The organism is Mesorhizobium waitakense (genome assembly GCF_056431085.1).
Window position 1 is genome coordinate 1 of the sequence record NZ_JBWKME010000065.1, and the last position, 19,627, is coordinate 19,627.

At 60.5% G+C, this 19,627-nt stretch carries 15 protein-coding genes and 3 pseudogenes; 13 read left to right on the forward strand and 5 right to left on the reverse strand.

Annotated features, from left to right (window positions below):
• From AC07FD_RS15705 to AC07FD_RS15755, 11 genes and pseudogenes are all read left to right on the forward strand, one after another.
• Positions 1-307, forward strand: a pseudogene (locus AC07FD_RS15705) (amino acid ABC transporter substrate-binding protein); the annotation flags it as partial.
• Between the two features lie 160 nt (positions 308-467).
• Positions 468-1,190, forward strand: a complete 723-nt coding sequence (locus AC07FD_RS15710) for a TorF family putative porin (protein WP_478350573.1) — start codon at positions 468-470, stop codon at positions 1,188-1,190.
• A gap of 333 nt (positions 1,191-1,523) precedes the next feature.
• Complete coding sequence (locus AC07FD_RS15715) at positions 1,524-2,753, forward strand: arginine deiminase (RefSeq protein WP_478350574.1); 1,230 nt, start codon at positions 1,524-1,526, stop codon at positions 2,751-2,753.
• Between the two features lie 31 nt (positions 2,754-2,784).
• A complete protein-coding gene (locus tag AC07FD_RS15720) occupies positions 2,785-3,789 on the forward strand; it encodes an ornithine carbamoyltransferase (protein ID WP_095081987.1) in 1,005 nt (334 codons plus the stop codon).
• A 4-nt stretch (positions 3,790-3,793) separates the two neighbouring features.
• Positions 3,794-4,729, forward strand: a complete 936-nt coding sequence (arcC, locus tag AC07FD_RS15725) for a carbamate kinase (RefSeq protein WP_478350575.1) — start codon at positions 3,794-3,796, stop codon at positions 4,727-4,729.
• A gap of 34 nt (positions 4,730-4,763) precedes the next feature.
• Positions 4,764-6,149, forward strand: coding sequence for an amino acid permease (locus AC07FD_RS15730; protein ID WP_478350576.1), 1,386 nt, complete (start codon positions 4,764-4,766; stop codon positions 6,147-6,149).
• A gap of 77 nt (positions 6,150-6,226) precedes the next feature.
• Positions 6,227-7,297: an AI-2E family transporter YdiK gene (gene ydiK / locus AC07FD_RS15735; RefSeq protein WP_478350585.1), complete on the forward strand. Its 1,071-nt coding sequence runs from the start codon at positions 6,227-6,229 to the stop codon at positions 7,295-7,297.
• Positions 7,298-7,342: 45 nt separating this feature from the next.
• Positions 7,343-7,631 (forward strand): annotated as a pseudogene (locus AC07FD_RS15740) (phosphoketolase family protein); the annotation flags it as partial.
• A 181-nt stretch (positions 7,632-7,812) separates the two neighbouring features.
• A complete protein-coding gene (locus AC07FD_RS15745; RefSeq protein WP_478350577.1) occupies positions 7,813-8,895 on the forward strand; it encodes a cysteine peptidase family C39 domain-containing protein in 1,083 nt (360 codons plus the stop codon).
• 163 nt (positions 8,896-9,058) lie between these two features.
• The gene (locus tag AC07FD_RS15750; RefSeq protein WP_478350578.1) at positions 9,059-9,340 is read left to right on the forward strand and encodes a hypothetical protein; all 282 of its coding nucleotides are present in this window, start codon (positions 9,059-9,061) and stop codon (positions 9,338-9,340) included.
• 604 nt (positions 9,341-9,944) lie between these two features.
• Positions 9,945-11,179, forward strand: a pseudogene (locus AC07FD_RS15755) (HlyD family secretion protein).
• 145 nt (positions 11,180-11,324) lie between these two features.
• Here AC07FD_RS15755 and AC07FD_RS15760 read toward each other — a convergent pair.
• Both AC07FD_RS15760 and AC07FD_RS15765 read right to left on the reverse strand, forming a co-directional pair.
• Complete coding sequence (locus AC07FD_RS15760) at positions 11,325-11,684, reverse strand: response regulator transcription factor (RefSeq protein ID WP_478350579.1); 360 nt, start codon at positions 11,682-11,684, stop codon at positions 11,325-11,327.
• 151 nt (positions 11,685-11,835) lie between these two features.
• The gene (locus AC07FD_RS15765; RefSeq protein ID WP_478350580.1) at positions 11,836-12,492 is read right to left on the reverse strand and encodes a response regulator transcription factor; all 657 of its coding nucleotides are present in this window, start codon (positions 12,490-12,492) and stop codon (positions 11,836-11,838) included.
• A gap of 393 nt (positions 12,493-12,885) precedes the next feature.
• Between AC07FD_RS15765 and AC07FD_RS15770 the strand changes: the two genes are divergently transcribed.
• Positions 12,886-14,583, forward strand: a complete 1,698-nt coding sequence (locus tag AC07FD_RS15770) for a tetratricopeptide repeat protein (protein ID WP_478350581.1) — start codon at positions 12,886-12,888, stop codon at positions 14,581-14,583.
• A 670-nt stretch (positions 14,584-15,253) separates the two neighbouring features.
• On the opposite strand, the gene AC07FD_RS15775 is transcribed toward AC07FD_RS15770, so the two are convergent.
• The 3 genes from AC07FD_RS15775 to cax all read right to left on the reverse strand — a co-directional run bounded on the left by AC07FD_RS15775 (position 15,254) and on the right by cax (position 18,194).
• Positions 15,254-16,513 (reverse strand): MFS transporter, encoded by a 1,260-nt coding sequence (locus tag AC07FD_RS15775; protein ID WP_478350582.1) that lies wholly within the window; start codon positions 16,511-16,513, stop codon positions 15,254-15,256.
• 172 nt (positions 16,514-16,685) lie between these two features.
• Positions 16,686-17,042: a potassium channel family protein gene (locus tag AC07FD_RS15780; RefSeq protein WP_478350583.1), complete on the reverse strand. Its 357-nt coding sequence runs from the start codon at positions 17,040-17,042 to the stop codon at positions 16,686-16,688.
• 57 nt (positions 17,043-17,099) lie between these two features.
• A complete protein-coding gene (cax, locus tag AC07FD_RS15785; protein WP_478350584.1) occupies positions 17,100-18,194 on the reverse strand; it encodes a calcium/proton exchanger in 1,095 nt (364 codons plus the stop codon).
• A gap of 850 nt (positions 18,195-19,044) precedes the next feature.
• On the opposite strand from cax, the gene AC07FD_RS15790 reads away from it, so the two are divergent.
• Positions 19,045-19,338 (forward strand): HdeA/HdeB family chaperone, encoded by a 294-nt coding sequence (locus AC07FD_RS15790; RefSeq protein WP_095081963.1) that lies wholly within the window; start codon positions 19,045-19,047, stop codon positions 19,336-19,338.
• The last annotated feature ends 289 nt before the right edge of the window (positions 19,339-19,627 follow it).

Sequence of the window (19,627 nt, forward strand, 5' to 3'; positions counted from 1 at the left end):
TGCCGCTGGTATCGCACGGGTACTCGATCACAGCTCGGATGTCTTTTTTGGTGACCGGCCAATCCTGGCGGACGCCGCAGCTGAGGGTCCGTCTGCCGGTAATGTGGTCGTCCTTGACAAACTGTTCACCTATGAACCGATCGCCTTACTCCTTCCAAGGAACGACGATGACTTTCGCCTTGTTGTGGATCGAGCCCTGAGCCAGTTCTACAGGTCCGACAATTTTCCTGAGGTGTATCGGAAATGGTTTGGAACGCCGGACGAAGGCGCGTTGGCCTTCTTTCGCCAGGCCGCGATACCGGAGTGAACTTCTCTTTTGGGAGCCAGTGTGTGGCGGGGAACCCTAGCAAATCGGCACGTCGCCAGCCAAAAAATGAGATAGCGCAGTCAAAGCAGCCGCCATCCTGATTGCAGGGCGAGCCTACGCTCATGACGAGGAGCTTGGGCCTGAGACGCCGCCGGCGCCGATGCCCCAGGATATCGTTGCAACTCCGCAGATTCCATTCAACGTCTCTTTTGGGGCTGCCTTTACGACCGACTACGTGTCGCACGGCATCACCAATTCCAACAGTAGACCGGCAATACAGGGCTACGTTGAACCAAGTGTCGAACTCCCGACTGTCGGAAGTGCATATGTCAATGTCTGGTCGTCCAACGTGGACTACGGCGAAGGTTTCGCGGGCGCTGAGATCGATGTAGCGGCAGGTATCAGACCGGAGTTCGGGCCGCTATCGCTCGACGTGGGATACGTGCATTATTTCTACGCGCCTGAACACGTAAGTCCTGACTACGGCGAGATATTTGCCAAAGCGGACTATAACGTCAACGACTTGTTCACGATTGGAGCGCGCGTATTCTTTGCGCCTGACTTCAATCAAAGTGGCAACACGGCGACATTCGTCGCCGGTGGCGTGAGAGTACCTCTGCCTCACGACTTCTCGGCATACGGCGGGGTCGGCTACCAGTTCTTTGAGGATCCCGATGCATTCGAGCAATTCGCATGGACCGCTGGCCTTTCGTACAGCTGGAAGTCACTGACGGCCGATCTTCGCTACTGGGGCACAAATCTCTCCGACGACGAATGCGTCGTTCGCAGCGGATTTTCGGATGGTTGCGATTCCAGGGTGGTCTTCACCCTTTCGTTCGACACCAACTGGTCGGACGTGAAGAACTGGATGTCCGAGAAGTAAGACACCTGCGCATTTCATAGCTTGCAGCGCAGCTGCAGAGCGCAATCTGTGGCCAATCGCCCGCGTGCGATCAGTCGCCCCTGCTCACGTGGTGCCGGAGCTCCCGGCAAGGGGCAGGGAACGCTACGGTAACTTACTCCCTGATCCTTGATTGCGACGTCGCCGACGACAATCAATGCTTCAAGCGCCAGTTCTCCCTGGTCCGATGTCAGACACAGGGGCAGTCGAGCCGTTCGGGAGAACGAGTATCTGGTGGCGTGTGCCGTCTCGCGGCGCAGGACTTCATACGTGATCGCGGGCTGGGCCACGCCGGTGCCTTGAAGGACGAGGGGCATGAGGACAGTTGGGGTGCATTCGGAGGTAGGCAAGCTGCGGACGGTCATGGTCTGCAAACCTTCTCTCGCTCATCAACGCCTGACGCCGGGGAACTGCCATGATCTGCTTTTCGATGACGTGCTCTGGGTCCACGAGGCCCAGAAGGATCATTTCGACTTCGTGCTCAAAATGCAGCAGCGGGGGATCGAAGTCCTTGAATTGCATGACCTCCTTGCCGAGACCCTGGAGCAGGCCGACGGGCGTCGGTTCGTGCTCGACAGGCTGATCACGCCGAATTCGGTCGGCCTCCAGAACGCTTCGTTTATGCGGCCTTGGCTGGACGAGCTTGAGGCGACGCGACTTGGCAACCACCTCATCGGCGGGATTACGATCTCCGACCTGCCTGGCGGGATCGGCAAGGCGATGATGGTCGAGGCCTTCGGAGGAGTTGAATTCATCCTGCCGCCGATACCCAACACCTTGTTCCAGCGCGACCCGTCGTGCTGGATTTATAACGGCGTCACCTGCAACCCCATGTACTGGCCCGCGCGCAAGCCGGAAACGCTGCTTCAGCGTGCGATCTACAAATTCCATCCGTCGTTCCGAGAGGCTGACTTCAAGATCTGGTGGGGCGACTCCGACGAGTCGTTCGCCAGCGCGTCGATCGAGGGCGGAGACGTCATGCCGATCGGTAACGGCGTCGTCCTCGTCGGCCTGGGCGAACGGACGACCCATGAGGCCGTGGGCCAGTTGGCTCTCGAGCTCTTTCGCAACAAGGCCGCCACGCGCGTCGTCGGGTGCCTCATGCCCAAGAGCCGGGCAGCGATGCATCTCGACACCGTGTTCACGTTCTGCGACCGCGATCTGGTCACGATCTTCGAGGAAGTCGTCAATCAGGTCAGGTGCTTCAGCATACACCCCCTGGACGACGAAGGGCATTTCGAAGTCCGTCGCGACGAGCAGCCGCTTCTCGCGGTCGTACAAGAGGCACTTGGCTTGAAACGGCTCCGCTCCGTGCCGACCGGCGGCAACGCATTTGAGGCCGAACGCGAGCAATGGGACGATGGCAATAATGTCGTCGCCCTCGAGCCTGGGGTGGTCGTTGCCTACGACCGCAACACCTACACCAACACGCTTCTGAGAAAGGCCGGCGTGGAAGTCATCACCATCCGGGGCGCCGAGCTTGGACGAGGCCGTGGCGGCGGGCACTGCATGACCTGTCCTGTCTGGCGTGACCCTGTCGACTGAACCGGTCACCACTTCTCAAGGGAGAGAACGCATGAGCTTCAACCTCCGCAACCGGTCGCTGTTGACGGTACAGGACTATACGCCGCGCGAGTTTCAGCATCTGCTCGACCTCGCCCGCGACCTGAAGCGCGCCAAATATGCCCGCACCGAGCAGATGCATCTTCGAGGCAAGGAGATTTGCCTGATCTTCGAGAAGACCTCGACGCGCACGCGCTGCTCTTTCGAGGTCGCCTGCTACGATCAGGGCGCCAACGTCACCTATCTCGATCCGGCCGGCTCCCAGATCGGGCACAAGGAGTCCTTCAAGGACACAGCGCGCGTGTTGGGACGCATGTTCGACGCGATCGAGTATCGGGGATCGGCGCAAAAGGGGGTGGAGGACCTCGCAAGATATGCCGGAGTTCCGGTCTACAACGGGCTGACCGACGAATACCACCCGACCCAGATGCTCGCCGACGTCATGACCATGCGCGAGAATGGCGACAGGCCGATCACCGACATCAAATACGCTTACGTCGGAGACACCCGCTCCAACATGGGGCATTCGCTCATGATTGTCGGATGCCTGATGGGAATGGATGTGCGTATCTGCGGTCCCAAGGAACTCTGGCCGTCCGATGAATACACGAGCATCGCCAAGAAGCTGGCTGAGAAATCCGGCGCGAGATTGACGATCACTGCGGACGTCAAGGCCGCGGTGAAGGACGTGCATTTCATCCATACGGACGTTTGGGTCTCGATGGGCGAGTCCAAGGAGGTCTGGGGCGAGCGTATCAAGCTGCTCAAGCCCTACCAAGTGAACTCTGCCATGATGAAAGCCAGCGGCAACCCGCAGGTGAAGTTCATGCACTGCCTCCCAGCGTTCCACGACACGGAAACCGTCCTCGGCAAGCAAATCGCCGAGAACTACGGCATGGCTGACGGACTCGAGGTTACCAACGACGTGTTCGAGTCGGAAGCCAACGTCGCGTTCGAGCAAGCGGAGAACCGAATGCACACGATCAAGGCACTTCTCGTCGCGACTTTGGGGGACTGACCGAATGCGGGTCGTGATCGCGCTTGGCGGCAACGCGCTTTTGAAACGCGGCGAACCGATGACGGCGGAAGTCCAGCGCAGGAACATCCGTACCGCGGCTATAGCTATGGCGCCGGTTGCCTCCGCACACCAGCTGGTCATCAGCCATGGCAATGGTCCGCAGGTTGGCCTGCTCGCACTGCAAGGGGCAGCCTACAAGGCGGACGAGGCCTATCCGCTGGATGTCTTAGGTGCTGAGACGGAAGGCATGATCGGCTACATGATCGAACAGGAGCTCGGCAATCTGCTGCCGTTCGAGGTACCATTCGCCACACTGCTGACCATGGTCGAGGTCGACGGTAACGACCCAGGGTTCAAGAATCCAACCAAGTTTGTCGGCCCTGTCTACGACGAGGCGCAAGCGCAACAGATCAAGGCCGAAAAGGGATGGACGTTCAAGCTCGACGGCACAATGTGGCGCCGCGTCGTTCCATCGCCGCAACCGAAGCGCATCTTCGAGATGCGGCCGATACGCTGGCTGCTGGATCAAGGTACGGTCGTCATTTGCGCCGGCGGTGGCGGCATTCCTACGATGTACGCGCCCGATTCCGACCGCAAGCTCGTTGGCGTCGAGGCGGTCATCGACAAGGACCTCTGTACGGAGCTCCTTGCCCGCGAGCTTGATGCCGACCTGCTCGTGATGGCGACCGACGCGGAGGCGGTATTCCTGGGGTGGGGCACGCCGCAGGCCAAGGCGATCCACAGGGCCAGTCCAGAAGCAATTTCGGAGCACACGTTCCCCGCCGGCTCGATGGGTCCGAAGGTCGATGCTGCCTGTCAATTTGCGAGGGCGACGGGTCACATGGCAGCCATCGGCGCACTTGCCGACATCGAGGCGATCGTGCAGGGCGAGAAGGGCACAATTATCGGCGGGGGCTTCACGGGCCTTAGCTACCACTAGGCATCTCCCGCCCAACAGATTGGAATTCTTGGTAATGCAAGGCTTGGATCCGACCAAAAGCGAAACCGCCACCGGGCGAGTCGTTTCCGCACCCGAACAGGGCCTGCCACCGCATTCGGAAAGCCGCAAAAGCCTCGGGATAGCGGCGTGCACGGCGATTGTGGTCGGTAACATGGTCGGGTCGGGTTTCTACCTGTCGCCCGCTGCCGTCGCCCCCTATGGCAACCTTGCGATCCTGACCTGGATTGTAATGGGCGCAGGGGCAATCTGTCTGGGGCTGACCTTCGCCAGACTGGCGCGTTTGGCTCCGGCGACGGGCGGACCTTACGCCTATACCCGCCTGGCCTATGGCGACTTTCCCGGCTTTCTCATCGCGTGGGGCTACTGGATATCGATCTGGGCTTCGCTGCCGGTAATCGCCGTCGCCCTTGCTGGGGCTGTGGTCGACCTGTTCCCCATGCTGCGGGGTCGTGGGATGGTCGTCGCCCTTACCTTGGGCGCGATCTGGGTTGTCGTGTTCGTCAACCTGCGAGGGGTAGGCGCCGCCGGCCTCATATCGCAGGTCACAACCTACGCCAAGCTGGTGCCGTTCGGAGCCGTCGCGGTGGTGGGCCTGCTCTACGTCGACACCTCGCACTTCAGCGAGTTCAATCCGAGCGGCCTGCCAATCCTGCAAGCAGGCGCGGCGCTTGCGCCGCTGACAATGTTCGCTTTCCTGGGGCTCGAGTCGGCCACTGTCCCTGCCGGCGATGTCCGCGACCCGGAGCGCACGATTCCCCGCTCAACGGTGCTGGGGATCACAATCGCAGCGACCCTCTATGTGTTCGGAACGATCGTGGTCATGGGCGTCTTGCCGCGGCAGGAACTCGTCCATTCGCTCGCTCCGTTCTCCGACGCAGCTCGTGTGATGTGGGGGCGCGCAGGCGCGATCTCGATTGCGATCGCGGTGATCCTGTCGTCGATCGGTGCGCTGAATGGCTGGACCTTGCTGATGGGGCAGGTGCCGATGGCGGCGGCGCGCGACGGGCTGTTCCCACCGCTTTTCGGCAGCCTGTCGACGCGAAATGTCCCGGCGATCGGAATCGTGGTCTCGGCTGTGTTGGCGACCCTGCTCGTTCTCGTTCAGGCTGCCGGGTCAGGAGGCTTCTCGGCGTTCTACACACTGGTCGTTGGCTTGAGCACGATGGCAGCGGTCATCCCTTACGCCTTCTGCGCCTTGGCAGGCAGCCTTGTCTCGGCACGTGTCAGCGGCGGCGCGCGTATCCCGCGCGTGAGCGCCGTCGAACTTGTGGCGTTCGTATTCGCCATGTTCACGCTCTATGGTTGCGGAGCGGAGCCGGTCCTCTATGGCTTGGTCCTGTTGCTGCTCGGTATTCCGGTGTTCGTCTGGCAGCGGCGACGCGCCATCACGATGGCCTGATAGAGGCTCCAGTCATGCCGATCGGTGGTCCTCTCCTGGAATCGGACAACCCTACGCCGCTGCCCAGCGTTCCACCGGTGACCTCCCGGCACCAGGACCTTGGGCGGATCACGTTGACCGTGCTGTTCATCGGCGGTCTGCTTGTTACCAGCATCTGGATCATGCGGCCGTTCCTGCCGGCACTCCTTTGGGCTACGACGCTGGTTCTCGCGACCTGGCCATTGTTGCTTCGCGTGCAGCGCTACGCCGGCAACCGCCGTGGCATTGCGGTATTAGTGATGACCTTGGCGGTGCTGCTGGTTCTTATCGTGCCGCTTTGGGCGGCGGTGAGCACAGTCGTCACCAACATAGATGTAATCGGCGACATGGCGCGCACGCTGCTGTCCCTGCGGGTACCGCCCCCCCCGGATTGGCTGGCCGGAATTCCCGTGGTTGGGGCTCGGGCCGCCCAGGCATGGGGCAGGTTGTCTTCGGCTGGCCTGGATGAACTGGCACCCAAGCTTACTCCCTATGCTGGCGCGCTGACACAGTGGATCGCATCGGCTGCCGGAGGCCTCGGCAGCATGCTCCTGCAATTCCTGCTGACTGCCGCCATCGCGGCGGTAATGTACGCCAAGGGGGAACAGGCGGCGGCTGCGATGATACTCTTCGGCCGACGATTGGCCGGCGATCGTGGAGAGAAGGCCATTTATTTGGCGGGTCAGGCGATTCGCAGTGTGGCGCTGGGGGTCGTTGTGACGGCCTTGGCACAGAGCATCATAGCCGGCATCGGCCTGCGGCTGGTCGGCCTGCCATTCGCGGTGCTGCTCACAGCGCTGATGTTCGTGCTCTGCCTGATACAACTCGGTCCAGGCTTGGTGCTTATCCCGGCAGTAATCTGGATGTACTATTCAGGCAGCACCCTCGGCGCGACCGTTCTGCTGCTCTTCGCAATTGTCGCCATGACGATCGACCAGTTCATTCGACCGATCCTGATCCGGAGAGGGGCCGACTTGCCCTTGCTTCTGATCCTTGCCGGGGTGGTTGGCGGGCTGATTGCGTTCGGCATCCTCGGCATCTTCATAGGCCCTACCGTCCTAGCCGTAGCCTATACCCTGCTGAACGCCTGGATGCAGGAAGATCCGACGCCTGTCGTGGCGAGGCAGTGATACGCCGATAACGCGGCGATGTAGCAAGAAAGCGTCTTCGTCAACAACCTGCACGTCCGCGGCTACAAGGAAGAGGGCACCACGAGTACTCCGTTCGACATGGTGGTATTGAACTACCTCGACCGCTTCCGTCTGGTGGAGGACGTGATTAATCGATTGCTTGAGCGCGCGCTGCCTACTTCAGGCAGGCAATTCACGAGAGAAGCTGATCGAGCACAAGCAGTACATTGACAAGCACGGCGACGACATACCGGAGATCAGTGGATGGAAATGGGGCCTGACGGGAAATGCCGGCAGCGAGCGGAGAACCTCGACCGAGGAGGACAACATCTGAGCCGCCGAACGACGGCCAGCAGCTGTGCCTTGTGCTACCGTAACTTACCTTCTGCTTATTGATCGTGGCGGGTGACACCGCAATCAATATAGCGGAGCAAACTGCAGGCTCTTTCAGCGCTCGGCTACAGCGCCCGCATAATCCGGCGACGGCCGCAGCCCACCCCACATGGGAACGGGTCATGTCGCATTTCCGCCTTTTGAAACAGACCCGACAGATGACCGAGTACTCCTGCGGCGCATCGGCCTTGCAGTCGGTGTTCAGCTATTGGGGCCAGGAGATGGAAGAGGAGGCTCTGATGAGGCTCCTCGGCACTAACCCCGAGGTCGGCACCTTTCCTCAAGATCTGGTTCGTGGCGCTCGCGCGCTGGGTTTCGATGCCGAGATGAAAGAGAACTCTAGTCTCGACGATCTGGAGCGGTTCACGTCCGCCGGTCATCCGGTGATCGCGTTGGGGCAGGTCTGGAGGAGCGAGAAGGACACGCCGGAATCGGCGGCCGACGAGTGGGATTGCGGGCACTACATTGTGGTTCTCTCGGTCGACGCCGACTACGTCTACTTCCAGGACCCGTACATACGGATGGGCAAGGGCTTCGTGCCCAGATCGGCATTCGACGAGCATTGGCATCAGATCATGGGAGGCATCGCGCATGCCAGGTCTGCCGAAATGCATCGCGTCGCAATATTCATAAAGGGAAACGAGTCGGCTATACGCCCAGGCACCGATCAATTCGACTTGTCAAAGCTCGATTTGAGCCAGCTAGGTTCCTTAGATCTGATAAGCATCCATTTCCCGCGATATCTGCTGCCGTTCGATTTCCTCGCTGAACTGAAACAGCTGTTCGAGGGCGGGTTGGTTCGCCCGGATGCATTCGCGATTACGAGAAAGGACAGCGAGGGCAGGATATCGGGAATGCAAGGTGGGCGCCTGGAGGACGGCGAGGACGTCGTCGAGGTCAATGCCTTGATCGCAGCGCTTGCAGCCCAGGCGCGCGGCGACACGGCAGAAATCCGGACGAGCGCAAAGGCGGCGGCGCGAGCGGCTGGTGCCGGTGACTTTGGTCTGTCTGCTGACGACCTTCGCCGGCGCGCGGAGCGACTGCGTCCTGGGCATTCCGAAGTCGTCGTTCTGTTGGAGAACCGTTGGGAGTCGCGGTTCAACGATGTGACGCGCCGTCACGGAGGCACGGTTGCCGAACAGAAGATGATCTCTGCCGCTGCCCTCGCGAAAATGGGCGGTTGGATTGTGCCATCAACCGCGTGATCCGGCGGCTCGGGCAGCGGTATTTCCGGTGAGCCGCCAGGAGTTTCGAAATGGAAGGCGCAACTGCCTCACGGCCGTTGCGCCGGCTACTGTAACTTACTTGTCGCCGCTGTGCATCCTGCAGGCGAAGGGGCAAACTAATGCGAGTGTCTGCGAAGTACCAATGAAAGACCCGAGCAACAGGTCAATGCCGCTGACGGCCGCGATGGTCCGGTTCGTTGATGTGGCGGAGTTGATCAAGACCCGCAGCATCTCGGACGAGGTCTTGCAGGATATGTGTGAAGACTACCGGCTGGCTCGCGCGACGCTCACCAGACTGAAGAAAGCGAAGCCAAGGCGGCCGGCAGAGATTTCCGAATACACGACCCTGGTGTCCGAACTCGAAGACGAGATCATCCGCCGCTTGCTGGGTGACGAAGAACGGCCGACGGTTAACAAGGAGTAGCGGCGATGTCGGATGCCATACATCCTGGGGCGCCTCATCACTTGCCTTCATTCATAACCGCGCCAGGGGAGACGGACTACTTCTACAACGGTTCTCTGATTTTTATCATCATCATGTTTGTCGTGCTCGGCAGCCTCTACTTCCGACTTCACGCACTGCCCCGAACATCTCGCACATGACAACTCGAACAAGGTCCAGTTTCAGCTCGTAGGTGTGCTCGCCCTGCTGGCGTTGTTTACCCACAACAACGTCTTCTGGGTTGCCGCGTTGTTGCTCGCGCTTGTTCGCATCCCGGATATTGCTACGCCGCTCATCGCGATGGCTGAGTCTCTTGCGAAATTGGCTGGCGGGAGGTGGCGTGGCGACCGGACCCGATGCGCCGTCGCAGCTCTCGCAACAATTCGAATCCGTCGAGACAACTATTCGACCAGCAGGTCTCCTGGCAGCCCGGCCGGAATTGCAGCCGATCGGAAGTAGTTCTCCGCCTCCCAGGGGAGGGAGCGCGCAGCCGGGTATCCCGGGCGCCCCTGCCGAAGCGGAGCAGGCGCCGACTGAGAGTGGCCCGGATTGGCGGTCGCGTGTCGTCTAGCGAAAGGACTTCGCCATGATTGAGTTACTGCTTTGCTCGCTGGTCACCATCCTTCCCGACTTTCTGGTTCGGCGCTACGTGCAGGGCAAGAAGCTCGGCCGGGAGATCACTCTCTATTCAGTATGGTTCGAACTCCGATACGGCATAACCGCTTGCCTGATGCTGACGATCGGTCTGTTTACGCTGATCCTCTATTTCCACCCGTCTACTACGAGCGCCATCTCGTTCTATCGAACCGTTCCGGTTCTTCCGGAAGGTGCCGGGCGCGTTGACGAGGTCCTCGTGAAGGTCCGGGACACTGTCAAAGCCGGTCAGCCGATCTTCAAGCTCGACAGCTCCGAGCAGGAAGCGGCCCTGGAGACGGCGCGTCGGCGCGCGTCCGAAACTGACGCCGCCGTCGAATTGGCGAAGGTCCAGTTGGTAGTCTCGGGCGCGCAGATCGAGGAGGCGCAAAGCGCCTACCAGCAGGCGGTGGACGAGTTCGCGACAAAGACGGAGCTTATGGAGCGCAATGCCTCGACGGTGGCGCGGCGCGAAATCGAGAAACTTCAGAACATCGTCAACGGAAGGGCGGCGGCCGTATCTGAGGCAGTAGCGAATAAGGATATGATCGCGACCCAAATCTCGACGGTTCTGCCGCGCAGAAAGCAAGTGCGGAGGCCACGCTCCGTCAGGCGCAAGTCGAGTTGGACAAGACCACCGTGCGCGCCGGGGTGGCGGGGACCCTTGAACAATTCACCCTTCGCAAAGGAGACGTGGTCAATCCCCTCATGCGTCCCGCCGGTGTGCTGATCCCGTCCGACGCGTGGCGATGGGGATTGATAGCTGGATTCAACCAGCTTGAACCTCAGGTGATGAAGCCGGGTATGCTGGCGGAGGCGACCTGCGTGTCCAAGCCGATGACCATCATTCCGATGCTCGTAACGGATGTGCAGGGTCTGATTGCATCAGGACAGGTTCGCGCCTCAGACCAGCTGATAGATGCTCAACAGGCGACGACCCCCGGAACCGTCACGGTCTATCTCGAACCACTATTTGCGGGGACGTTCGACGATGTTCCTCCGGGCAGCAGTTGCATCGCGAACGCCTACACCAGCAATCACGACATCCTGGATAGCCAGGATCTCAGCACCCCGAAGCGATTGTTCCTTCATCTCGTGGACACTGTCGGCGTGATCCACGCGATCGTACTTAGGATCCAGGCCCTGCTTTTGCCTGTCAAGACATTGGTCTTCTCGGGCGGCCACTGACAGTGCCGTATCATCACTGATCGGCGGACAGTCGCTCCGCAGCAGCCATGCGACTCAGAACAAGGCTCTAAGCTAAGGTGCCGTGCCTTGCACTTTCACGACGGGCATTCTTCGGCCTGCATGTTGTCAGGGAGGCAAGCGTGGCTCAGCGGGGTTGCAGGGCGGCAGACACGGCGTCCATCAATGTTTTTGCCGGACACGGCTTCTCGAGATAGGCTGCGCAGCCTGCAGCCATGGCGGCGTCTTGGGTCGCCTTAAGCCCATTGCCGGTGATAAAGATGACCGGGACATCGGAACCTGATCTGCGCTGCTGAAGCGCGAGTTCTATTCCCGAGATGCCGCTAAGATGGATGTCTAGGATGAGGCAGGCCGCATCGCGCAGGTCTGCATACGCTTGAAATTCCTCGGCGGAGGAATACCCGGTAACCTCGAAGCCCTTTGCTCTCAGCAGCCTCGCGATTCCCTTGAGAAAACCGGGATCGTCATCGACGACCAGTATGCGCATGGACCCTATTCATCCAGATTGGACATCCAGAGTAGCTGCTCAACTCGGTTGTCGGGGGTTGATCTCGATCCAGAATAGCAAGGCGAACGCGATCGCTGCTATTGTCCAATCGGACATGTTGGACGCAAATCTTACAGCAAATGCAAAAACGTCAGGCAGGCGACTTCGCGGACGAGCTCAGGTCGGCGTCGGCCTGCTCTGACAGAATTCCCAAGCGTTCGGCGAGCGAGACGAGGTCGGTAATCGTCCGGGCGCCCAGTTTTTCGAATATCCTGTGCCGATGTGCTTTTATCGTCCGTTCGGTAATACCGAGAGCGTAAGCCGTTTGCTTGTTCAGGCGCCCCCTCACGATGAAGTCGAACACCTGGCGCTCGCGCGGTGTCAACGTTTCCAGCAGTGCGTGCGCATCTCGCATCCGTTGCTGGTGCTTGGACTCTGTATCGTGCCGCGCGATCGCGCGTCCGATGCTTTCGAGCAAGGCCTGACCCGCCACCGGCTTGGTCAGAAAGTCCTCGGCGCCGGACTTGATCGCCGTGACCGTGGTCGGAATGTCGCCGTGACCCGTGAGGAAGACGATCGGGAACGGCGAACCAATCTCGACCAGTCGCCGCTGCAGGGCAGGCCCGCTCAAGCCGGGCAGGCTGACATCGAGGAGAATGCAGCCAACTTCCGCCCCGGCGCAAACCTGCGCCAGAAACTGGTCTGCGCTGGGGTATTCGGCAACCTCGTAGCCGTGCAGACGCAGCAGCCGCGCGGTTGCATGACGGAACAGGCTATCGTCGTCTACAATATGAACTAGGCTGCCCATCGGATTCACATCGCACCGGCATTCGCGAGCAGCGTGATGTAGAACGCCGCGCCGCGAACCTTCTCAGTCAAGAGCGACAACCCACAGCCAGCGCCCAGCTCGCGTTCTCAGCATGAACTTGGTCGCTCAGGGCTTCATCGAAAGGTGCCCATGCCAAAATTGCCACTTGACGTATCTTAGGCAGAATCGCTTTGTATTAACGTGAAAAGCATTCTTTCTTTTCGGCGGTGCGTTATCTGGTTGTAACTTGTCCCTAGGGACAATGTCTTGACGGCCACTGATCGCTGGTACAATTCCAATCTGCCCGCTCTAAGTTTAGAGCTTGCTCCTATTCACGCGAATGTCAACGGTCGAGAGTCGATGAGCAGGTCTCTGCCTTCGTGGAGGGTCGAAATGATTGACGCGGACGAGATGCGCTGCCTGACTACCCCTGCTCCCGCCGCTGCGTTGGACCGCTATGACGGCGCAGCGACTGCTGATCCTGCAACATCGCGCTCCGATGAAATCCACCGCGAGTTGGACCGCGTGGTGGATTCCGTTCGGTTCGACGCGTCAGAGCGCAATCGGCGGTTCCTTGCATATGTGGTCGAAGAAGCGCTGGCAGGCAGGGGAGGGCGCATCAAGGCATACAACATCGCGACCGAAGTGTTTGGCCGCGACGTCAACTTCGATCCCCAGCTTGATCCGGTGGTACGGATGGAAGCCCGCCGGTTGCGCAGATCGCTTGAGCGCTTCTATCTCATCTGCGGCGACAACAGCTCGATCAGGATTGCCATGCCTAAAGGCGGCTATGTGCCCGAGTTTCAGACTGCTGCCCTCTGGTCACCGTCAGCTAGTGACGCACAGGCGAATGCCCCCAGCGAACCGGCTGGAACGGAGCGCGCGTCGACGATCCTTGTGGCGCCATTTGATGCCGAAGGCGATCAATCTATGTTCCTGCATTTCAATCGCGGATTTGCCGAACAGGTCACAATCGGTCTAGCTCGTTTCCCCGAAATCGCCGTCTTTGAACGGCCTTCGGACGCGCATTACGCATCGGCGGCAGCCGGTGAGCAACGCCGCAATGCGAATGGGGAGTTTGTCCTGACCGGCAGCACCGCACTCTTCGCCGGCTCTCTCAACGTGAAAGCCGTTCTAGTTCAAGCGCGGACCGGGCGGGTGCTCTGGGGGCAGAGCTTCGAACGAGACCTCCAATGCGGGAATGTGCTGAGCATCCGCGACGAGGTGGCGAATTCGCTCGTGCGCGCGTTGGCACAACCCTACGGCGTCATCAGCAGCATAGCCAATGCCGCTGCCCAAGCGAAGGAACCGCGGTCCCTAAGTCCTGTCGAGTGCGTCATCAGGTTTTACGAGTACAAGCGGACCTACCGGAGGGACCTCTTTTCAGGTGCGCGTCAGTGTCTCGAACGAACCGCAATCACCAACCCGGATTATGCCGAGGCGTTCGCCTGCCTGTCTCAACTGTACACCGATGGGCATCGGTTTGGGTTCGCACCCACGGAGTCCCCCTCTGGACTGCGCCGGCAGGCCATAGAGCTTGCGGATAGGGCGGTCCAGCTGGCTCCCGATTCCAGCCGCGGCCATCATGCTCGGGGACTGGCTTATTGGTTTGCTCAGGACGTGCCCGCCAGCCTGAAGGCCATGCAGATGGCCCTCGCCTTCAACCCCAACGCGACAGACATCATGACCGATCTGGGTCTGATCTGGTCCTTGCTGGGTGAATGGGGCAAAGGAGTTCCACTGCTCGAGAAGGCCTCCGCACAACAACTGTCGCGGCTCGGCGCCAACTGCGTGGGATTGTCCCTCTATCATTTCGTGAACGGACGCTACGAAGAGGCGCTGGCCGAAGCGCGTGATGTGGACATGCCGGACGTGACGCATGGCTTTGTGGCCCGAGCGATCTCCCTCGTTCGCCTCGGGCGGAAGGAAGAGGCCGCCCGGGCTGTCCAGAGGATTGTTGAACTCGCTCCTTGTCGCGGCGGCGGCATTCTGGCCGACTTGGCCGGCGTCAACGCCAATCCCGACCTGGCCGACAAGGTCTTGGCAGCATTGCGAGAAGCCGGGCTTTCGACGGAGGTCACACGCCACTGAACCGTGTGACGAGGGCACGGATCCGCGGCATTCGAACGACATCCTTCCGGCTCGGAGTTCGTCGTCGTCCCGGCGATGAGTTCTTCCTCCTGTCCTTACCCGCTCGCTGGTGGCACATCCACTGCACCTTCGCGACCAGCGCGCCGAACTGGCCCGATGCCGATGGCGCCGATTGCCAGCATCTTACCGGCCACCAATCTCACTTGCTCGGAAACGACAAGGAGGCCCCACGGCTGCCACTGCGAGTCCGGCCGACACGTCAACCAGCCCAATCGATAGCCTGAGAGGCTCGTAAACACCGGCAACCGAGGAGCCGCAAGAGTCCAGCCAACAATCTCGCGCTCGCGCGGGCTGGCGGTCGCGCCTATCCCGCTATCGCCGGACTGCCCCCCGAGACCGGCATCTATGCCAGCATCGCCCCACTGATCGCCTACGCCGTGTTGTCATCGCCCGATGACAGGAGGTCGAGGGTGCCGTACGCAAGCAAGGCCGCCACCACATCTGGTGCCTGAAGGAGGCGGACAACCAGTCTGATCGTAGTCCGCGAAACGGGCTCAGTGCGTCTGCTCGACCCGAACTATGCTGCCGCGCATGCGTATGCGGCCGCGAGCCGAGTAGTGCTCCTAGAGGGGACATATTCGACTCGGAAAACCTAGCTTCTTCCGCTTGTTCACTCTGCGGCCGGGACGGTGCGTGGATCGAGCCGCAGCGACTCGGGCGTGACAGCCCGTTCGGCCGGCAGTGTCCTGAACGCCCTCTTTGCAGCCTGCGATACCGGAGCGCGACGGCTGATACGCAGGAGAGCATATGCGGCGAGCACTGCGTGAGGGAGGGCCGTTGCGAGGAACAGGCTCTCCGGTCGCATCTTGGTCATCACCGCGGCTCCCAGCACCGGCCCGACAATTGTGCCGAACCCATAGAATAACAGCAGACCGCTCGACACCTTGACGAACTCATCCGGGCGGGCGTGGTCGTTTGCATGCGCCACTGCGACCGAATAGAGGGTGTAGGCCAGGCCCCCGTAGGCTGCGGTGGTGACAATCACGAGTGCCGCCGATCGTGGCTGGAGTACGAAGATGAGAAGTCCGAATGCGGCCGCTCCGACCGCCGCGCCGGCCAGCACAAAGCGGCGGTCGGTGATGTCGGACAGCCGACCCGCGGGAAACTGGAGAGCGGCACCGGCGAGCACAACTACGCTTGCCATCAGTGCAATACCCGCGTTGCCAATTCCGATGCGGGCACCATAGACGGCTCCGAGCGTCCCCCAGGCTCCGTTGGCAATACCTGTCATGAGGCAGCCGACCAGGGCGATCGGGGAAGTAGCATAAAGACCTTTCAGATCGAGAGTGACATCCTCAAGCGGTTGCGGTGTCACTGCCGATGATACTGCCGTCGGGATCAACGCGAGGCAGAAGAAGATCCCCGCGACCATGAACAATGACGCGTCCCCGACGTCGCCTATGGCGACAATCATCTGGCCGGCCATGATCGAGACATAGGACACGATCATATAGAGGCCGAAGACGCGGCCGCGGTTGTCATTGGTCGCCTTCTCGTTCAACCAACTCTCGATGACCATATAGGCGCCGGCCATGGCGAAGCCTGTGAAGGCGCGCAGAGCGATCCACACATACTGCTCGATTATCAAACCCGTCAGCAGCGCGATGATTGCACCAGCCGCTGCAAAGGTGCCGAACGCACGGACGTGCCCGATCCGACGGACAAGCCTAGGTGCGAAGATGCAGCCGGCGACGAAGCCGCCCGCCCAGGCAGTTCCGAGCAGGCCAAGCGACGCTGTCGAAAAGCCCTCCGCCTGCCCACGCAACGGCAAGAGCAAGCCATGCAACCCTGTCGCTGCAAGCAGGAATCCAGTGCCGCGAAGAAGCGACAGGATCGGGCGGTAGCCGAGAGGTAAGAGGTAACCCAGCATCTTCCGATAGGGCTCAACAGACTTGGCACCCACACTAACTGGCCGCCGGCCGCCCAAAGTCAACACATGAGCCATACATAAGTGCGCAAAGAGGGCACGTTATTGTCTTATGAGAAGCACGCAGCCTGAGCCTCGCGCCACCTCAAGGGCATGGTTTTGAGGTATGGCTGGGCTAATCCGATCCTGAGCTATCGCGGTCCGTCACCCTCAGAGCCTGCACGCTGACAGCCGCAACGAGCCCAGTCAGCACAATCCCGGCGAAACCGATCACCAATGACAGCAACCGCGCCGAAACATGTTTGGGCGTAAAGTCGCCATAGCCGATAGTGAGCCCTGTCACGAAGGTGAAGTAGAGGGCCTCGTCGATCCGCCAACTCTCTATGCGCCAGATCATAAGCCCGGACCCAACCATGACCAGGAGAATCCCCGACAGGATGGGCCAGACGACACGAAGTTGCTGGACGAGCGCCATGAAGAACAGACGCCTCATTTGCCTTGCTTGCGGCTTGTCGCGTGTCTTTGCCGACATGATCTCCGACCTTTCTGCTGTTCACGGTCAGGAACGCCGCCGATGGTCACGTTGACTTCACGGTATAGCCGGCGGCAGGATGTACAGCGTCATGGCGAAGATCATGTATACCATCAACACGAGGACGCCGACGAACCATGCCGACCGTCCGCTGTTCGTGACGAACATCGCGGTTAGGGTCGCGATTAGCACCATCACCACGGCACCCGGCCAGAACTGCAGGTCCATCGGCGACGGGCCGACCAGGTAACTCAGCAGCACCAGCACGGGTGCAACGAACAAAGCGATCTGGGAAGCGCTTCCCAGCGCGATCCCCACGCTCAAGTCGAGCCGGTTCTTGCGCGCGCCGGAAAACGCCGAGGCCATTTCGGCGGCGCCACCAACCAGTGCGACGACGATAAAGCCGACAAAAGCAGGGGTCATCCCCAAAGCTTCGGCTGCCTTTTGAACTGACTCGACGAAGATCTCGCTGACCAGGGCCACGAGTACTGTGACACCGACCAGCGTGGCCAGAGCCAGTCTAATCGGCCACGGTGCTTCACCTGCTTCGGCATGCTCCGCCGCGGCAAAGACCTCACGATGTGTACGGAGCGTGAACAACAGGCCTAGTCCATATCCGACGATCAGCAGAACGGCCAGGCCAAGGCTGAGCTTTTGGGTGACCGCTGCAGTTGAGGTCGAGTCCACTTCTGCGACAGCCGAAGGCATGAGGAGGGCGATTGTTGCCAGGAAAAGCAGACCCGACTGAAGACGCGCGCTGGCTCTATTGAATTCCTGGAAATGGTATCTGAGTCCGCCGAGCAGAAACGAGGCCCCCAGCATGAACAGCGTGTTGGTGACGATCGCGCCGGCAATGGATGCCTTTACCAACGTGTACTCTCCGGCGCGCAGGGCGGCCAGTGCGATGACCAGCTCGGTCAGATTTCCCAAGGTGGCATTGAGTAGCCCACCGGCGGCATCACCTGTCTCGGCGGCAACGGATTCGGTAGCGTGACTCAGCAACCCCGCCAGCGGCACGATGGCAAGCACCGACAAGACAAAGAGCGCCGTGTGGGCTTCGGGAGTGAACTTCGCGGCGGCGAACACCACCGGCACAGCGACCAGCAACCACAGCATGGGGCTTTGGCGAATCTCCGTCAGAAGGGGGCTCAACTGTTCACTCCTGTTCGGTCACCCAGACGGATCGGTGTTTGCCCTGACAATGCACCTGGCTACTGGTAGCGATCATAATATCCGCCGGCGGATAGCCGAAACTCACACCATAGCCGCATTTGACGCCCTCGATGATACCAGCGCTCGACGAGATAGCAAAGCGTCGTGCGCGATCATGTTCGGCCGCTCGGCATGGCGGGCTCAGGTTTTGGCCATACGACCTGCAGATATTGCTCCGGCGGGCAGCTCTGCTGCTGCGAAACGTAGAAGGCATAGACCTCGATCCGGATGTGGCCGAATCGATCGGCTTGGTTGCTGGCGAACTGAACCTGCCACGGTCAGAAGTGCTACGGACCATCCTGCGCGACTCGTTGATCAGCGGTGGCCGGCTACCAGTCGATACGATCGACCTGAAACCGCGCTTGAAAGTGTTCCGAGTGCGTATGCGAGGCATCGGGCTGATCTATTCGCCGAAGAGCAACGAAAACCGGAGCCCTTGTGTTAGCCCCTACCTCGATGCGAAGGGCGGGCGTTGGGCATCTGAGACGCCGGCTCGTCTTCAAGGTCGGTGGATGCGATGACGTGCGAATAGACAGTGCCGTGCTCGTTGAAATAGCGCAGCATCCGGAGCGGGGCCTCGTCCCTCAGAGTATCGCCGCGGCTGCCTTCGAGGCAATTCGAACGTGCCGCCCCAGCGCGCCTTGGCGTTCTCCAACTCGCGGTCAATCTCTGCGTTGATGTCCATCAAAGCCGTCGCGTTTCATTTGGCGTGAATGTCATACTTCCAACAGAATACTACTGTTTCTTGGTAGCCGGCCAAAGGCGGGGCTTTTGGGAGGAGACTCTGACCATGAAACGCTATTTTCCGATTGCCCTCGCAGTTGCGATTATCGGTTTGACCGGCCACGCAATGGCGGAGGAAGTGGACATGTCGAAGCTCACCTGCAAGGAGGTGATTGCTATGCGGCCCGCCAAGATTGCTCGCGTTGCCATGTGGGTGAACGGCTATGTCCATGGCAAAGCTGGCAACGCCAAAATCGACACTGACAAGACAGATGCCAATGCAGAGAAGATCGCTGCTTATTGCAAGAAGCACCCCGACGCCACGGTGGCGAGCGCGTTAGAGGCGGTCGCCAAGATGTAGCAGAAGATTAAATGAAGCCTAACTGACGGGCGCCTGGACTCGACGGCCCGGTTAACCGGTGTCGGACCGGACCCTGTTCAGGAAACGCACTGGCGGGCTTCCATGTGACGACCCGGCTACTCGCGCCCTCATGCCCGGCACTTAAGCCACTGATTGAATTTGCTGAAATGTGGTAGCGGGAGAGGAACCGGGATCCAACCTTCTCTCGCACGAATACGTGCCTCTTCGCGAATTGTCGATTCGAGAATTCCAGCTTGGCGCCGAGCCCCACGAAGGTGGCGGTGAAGGA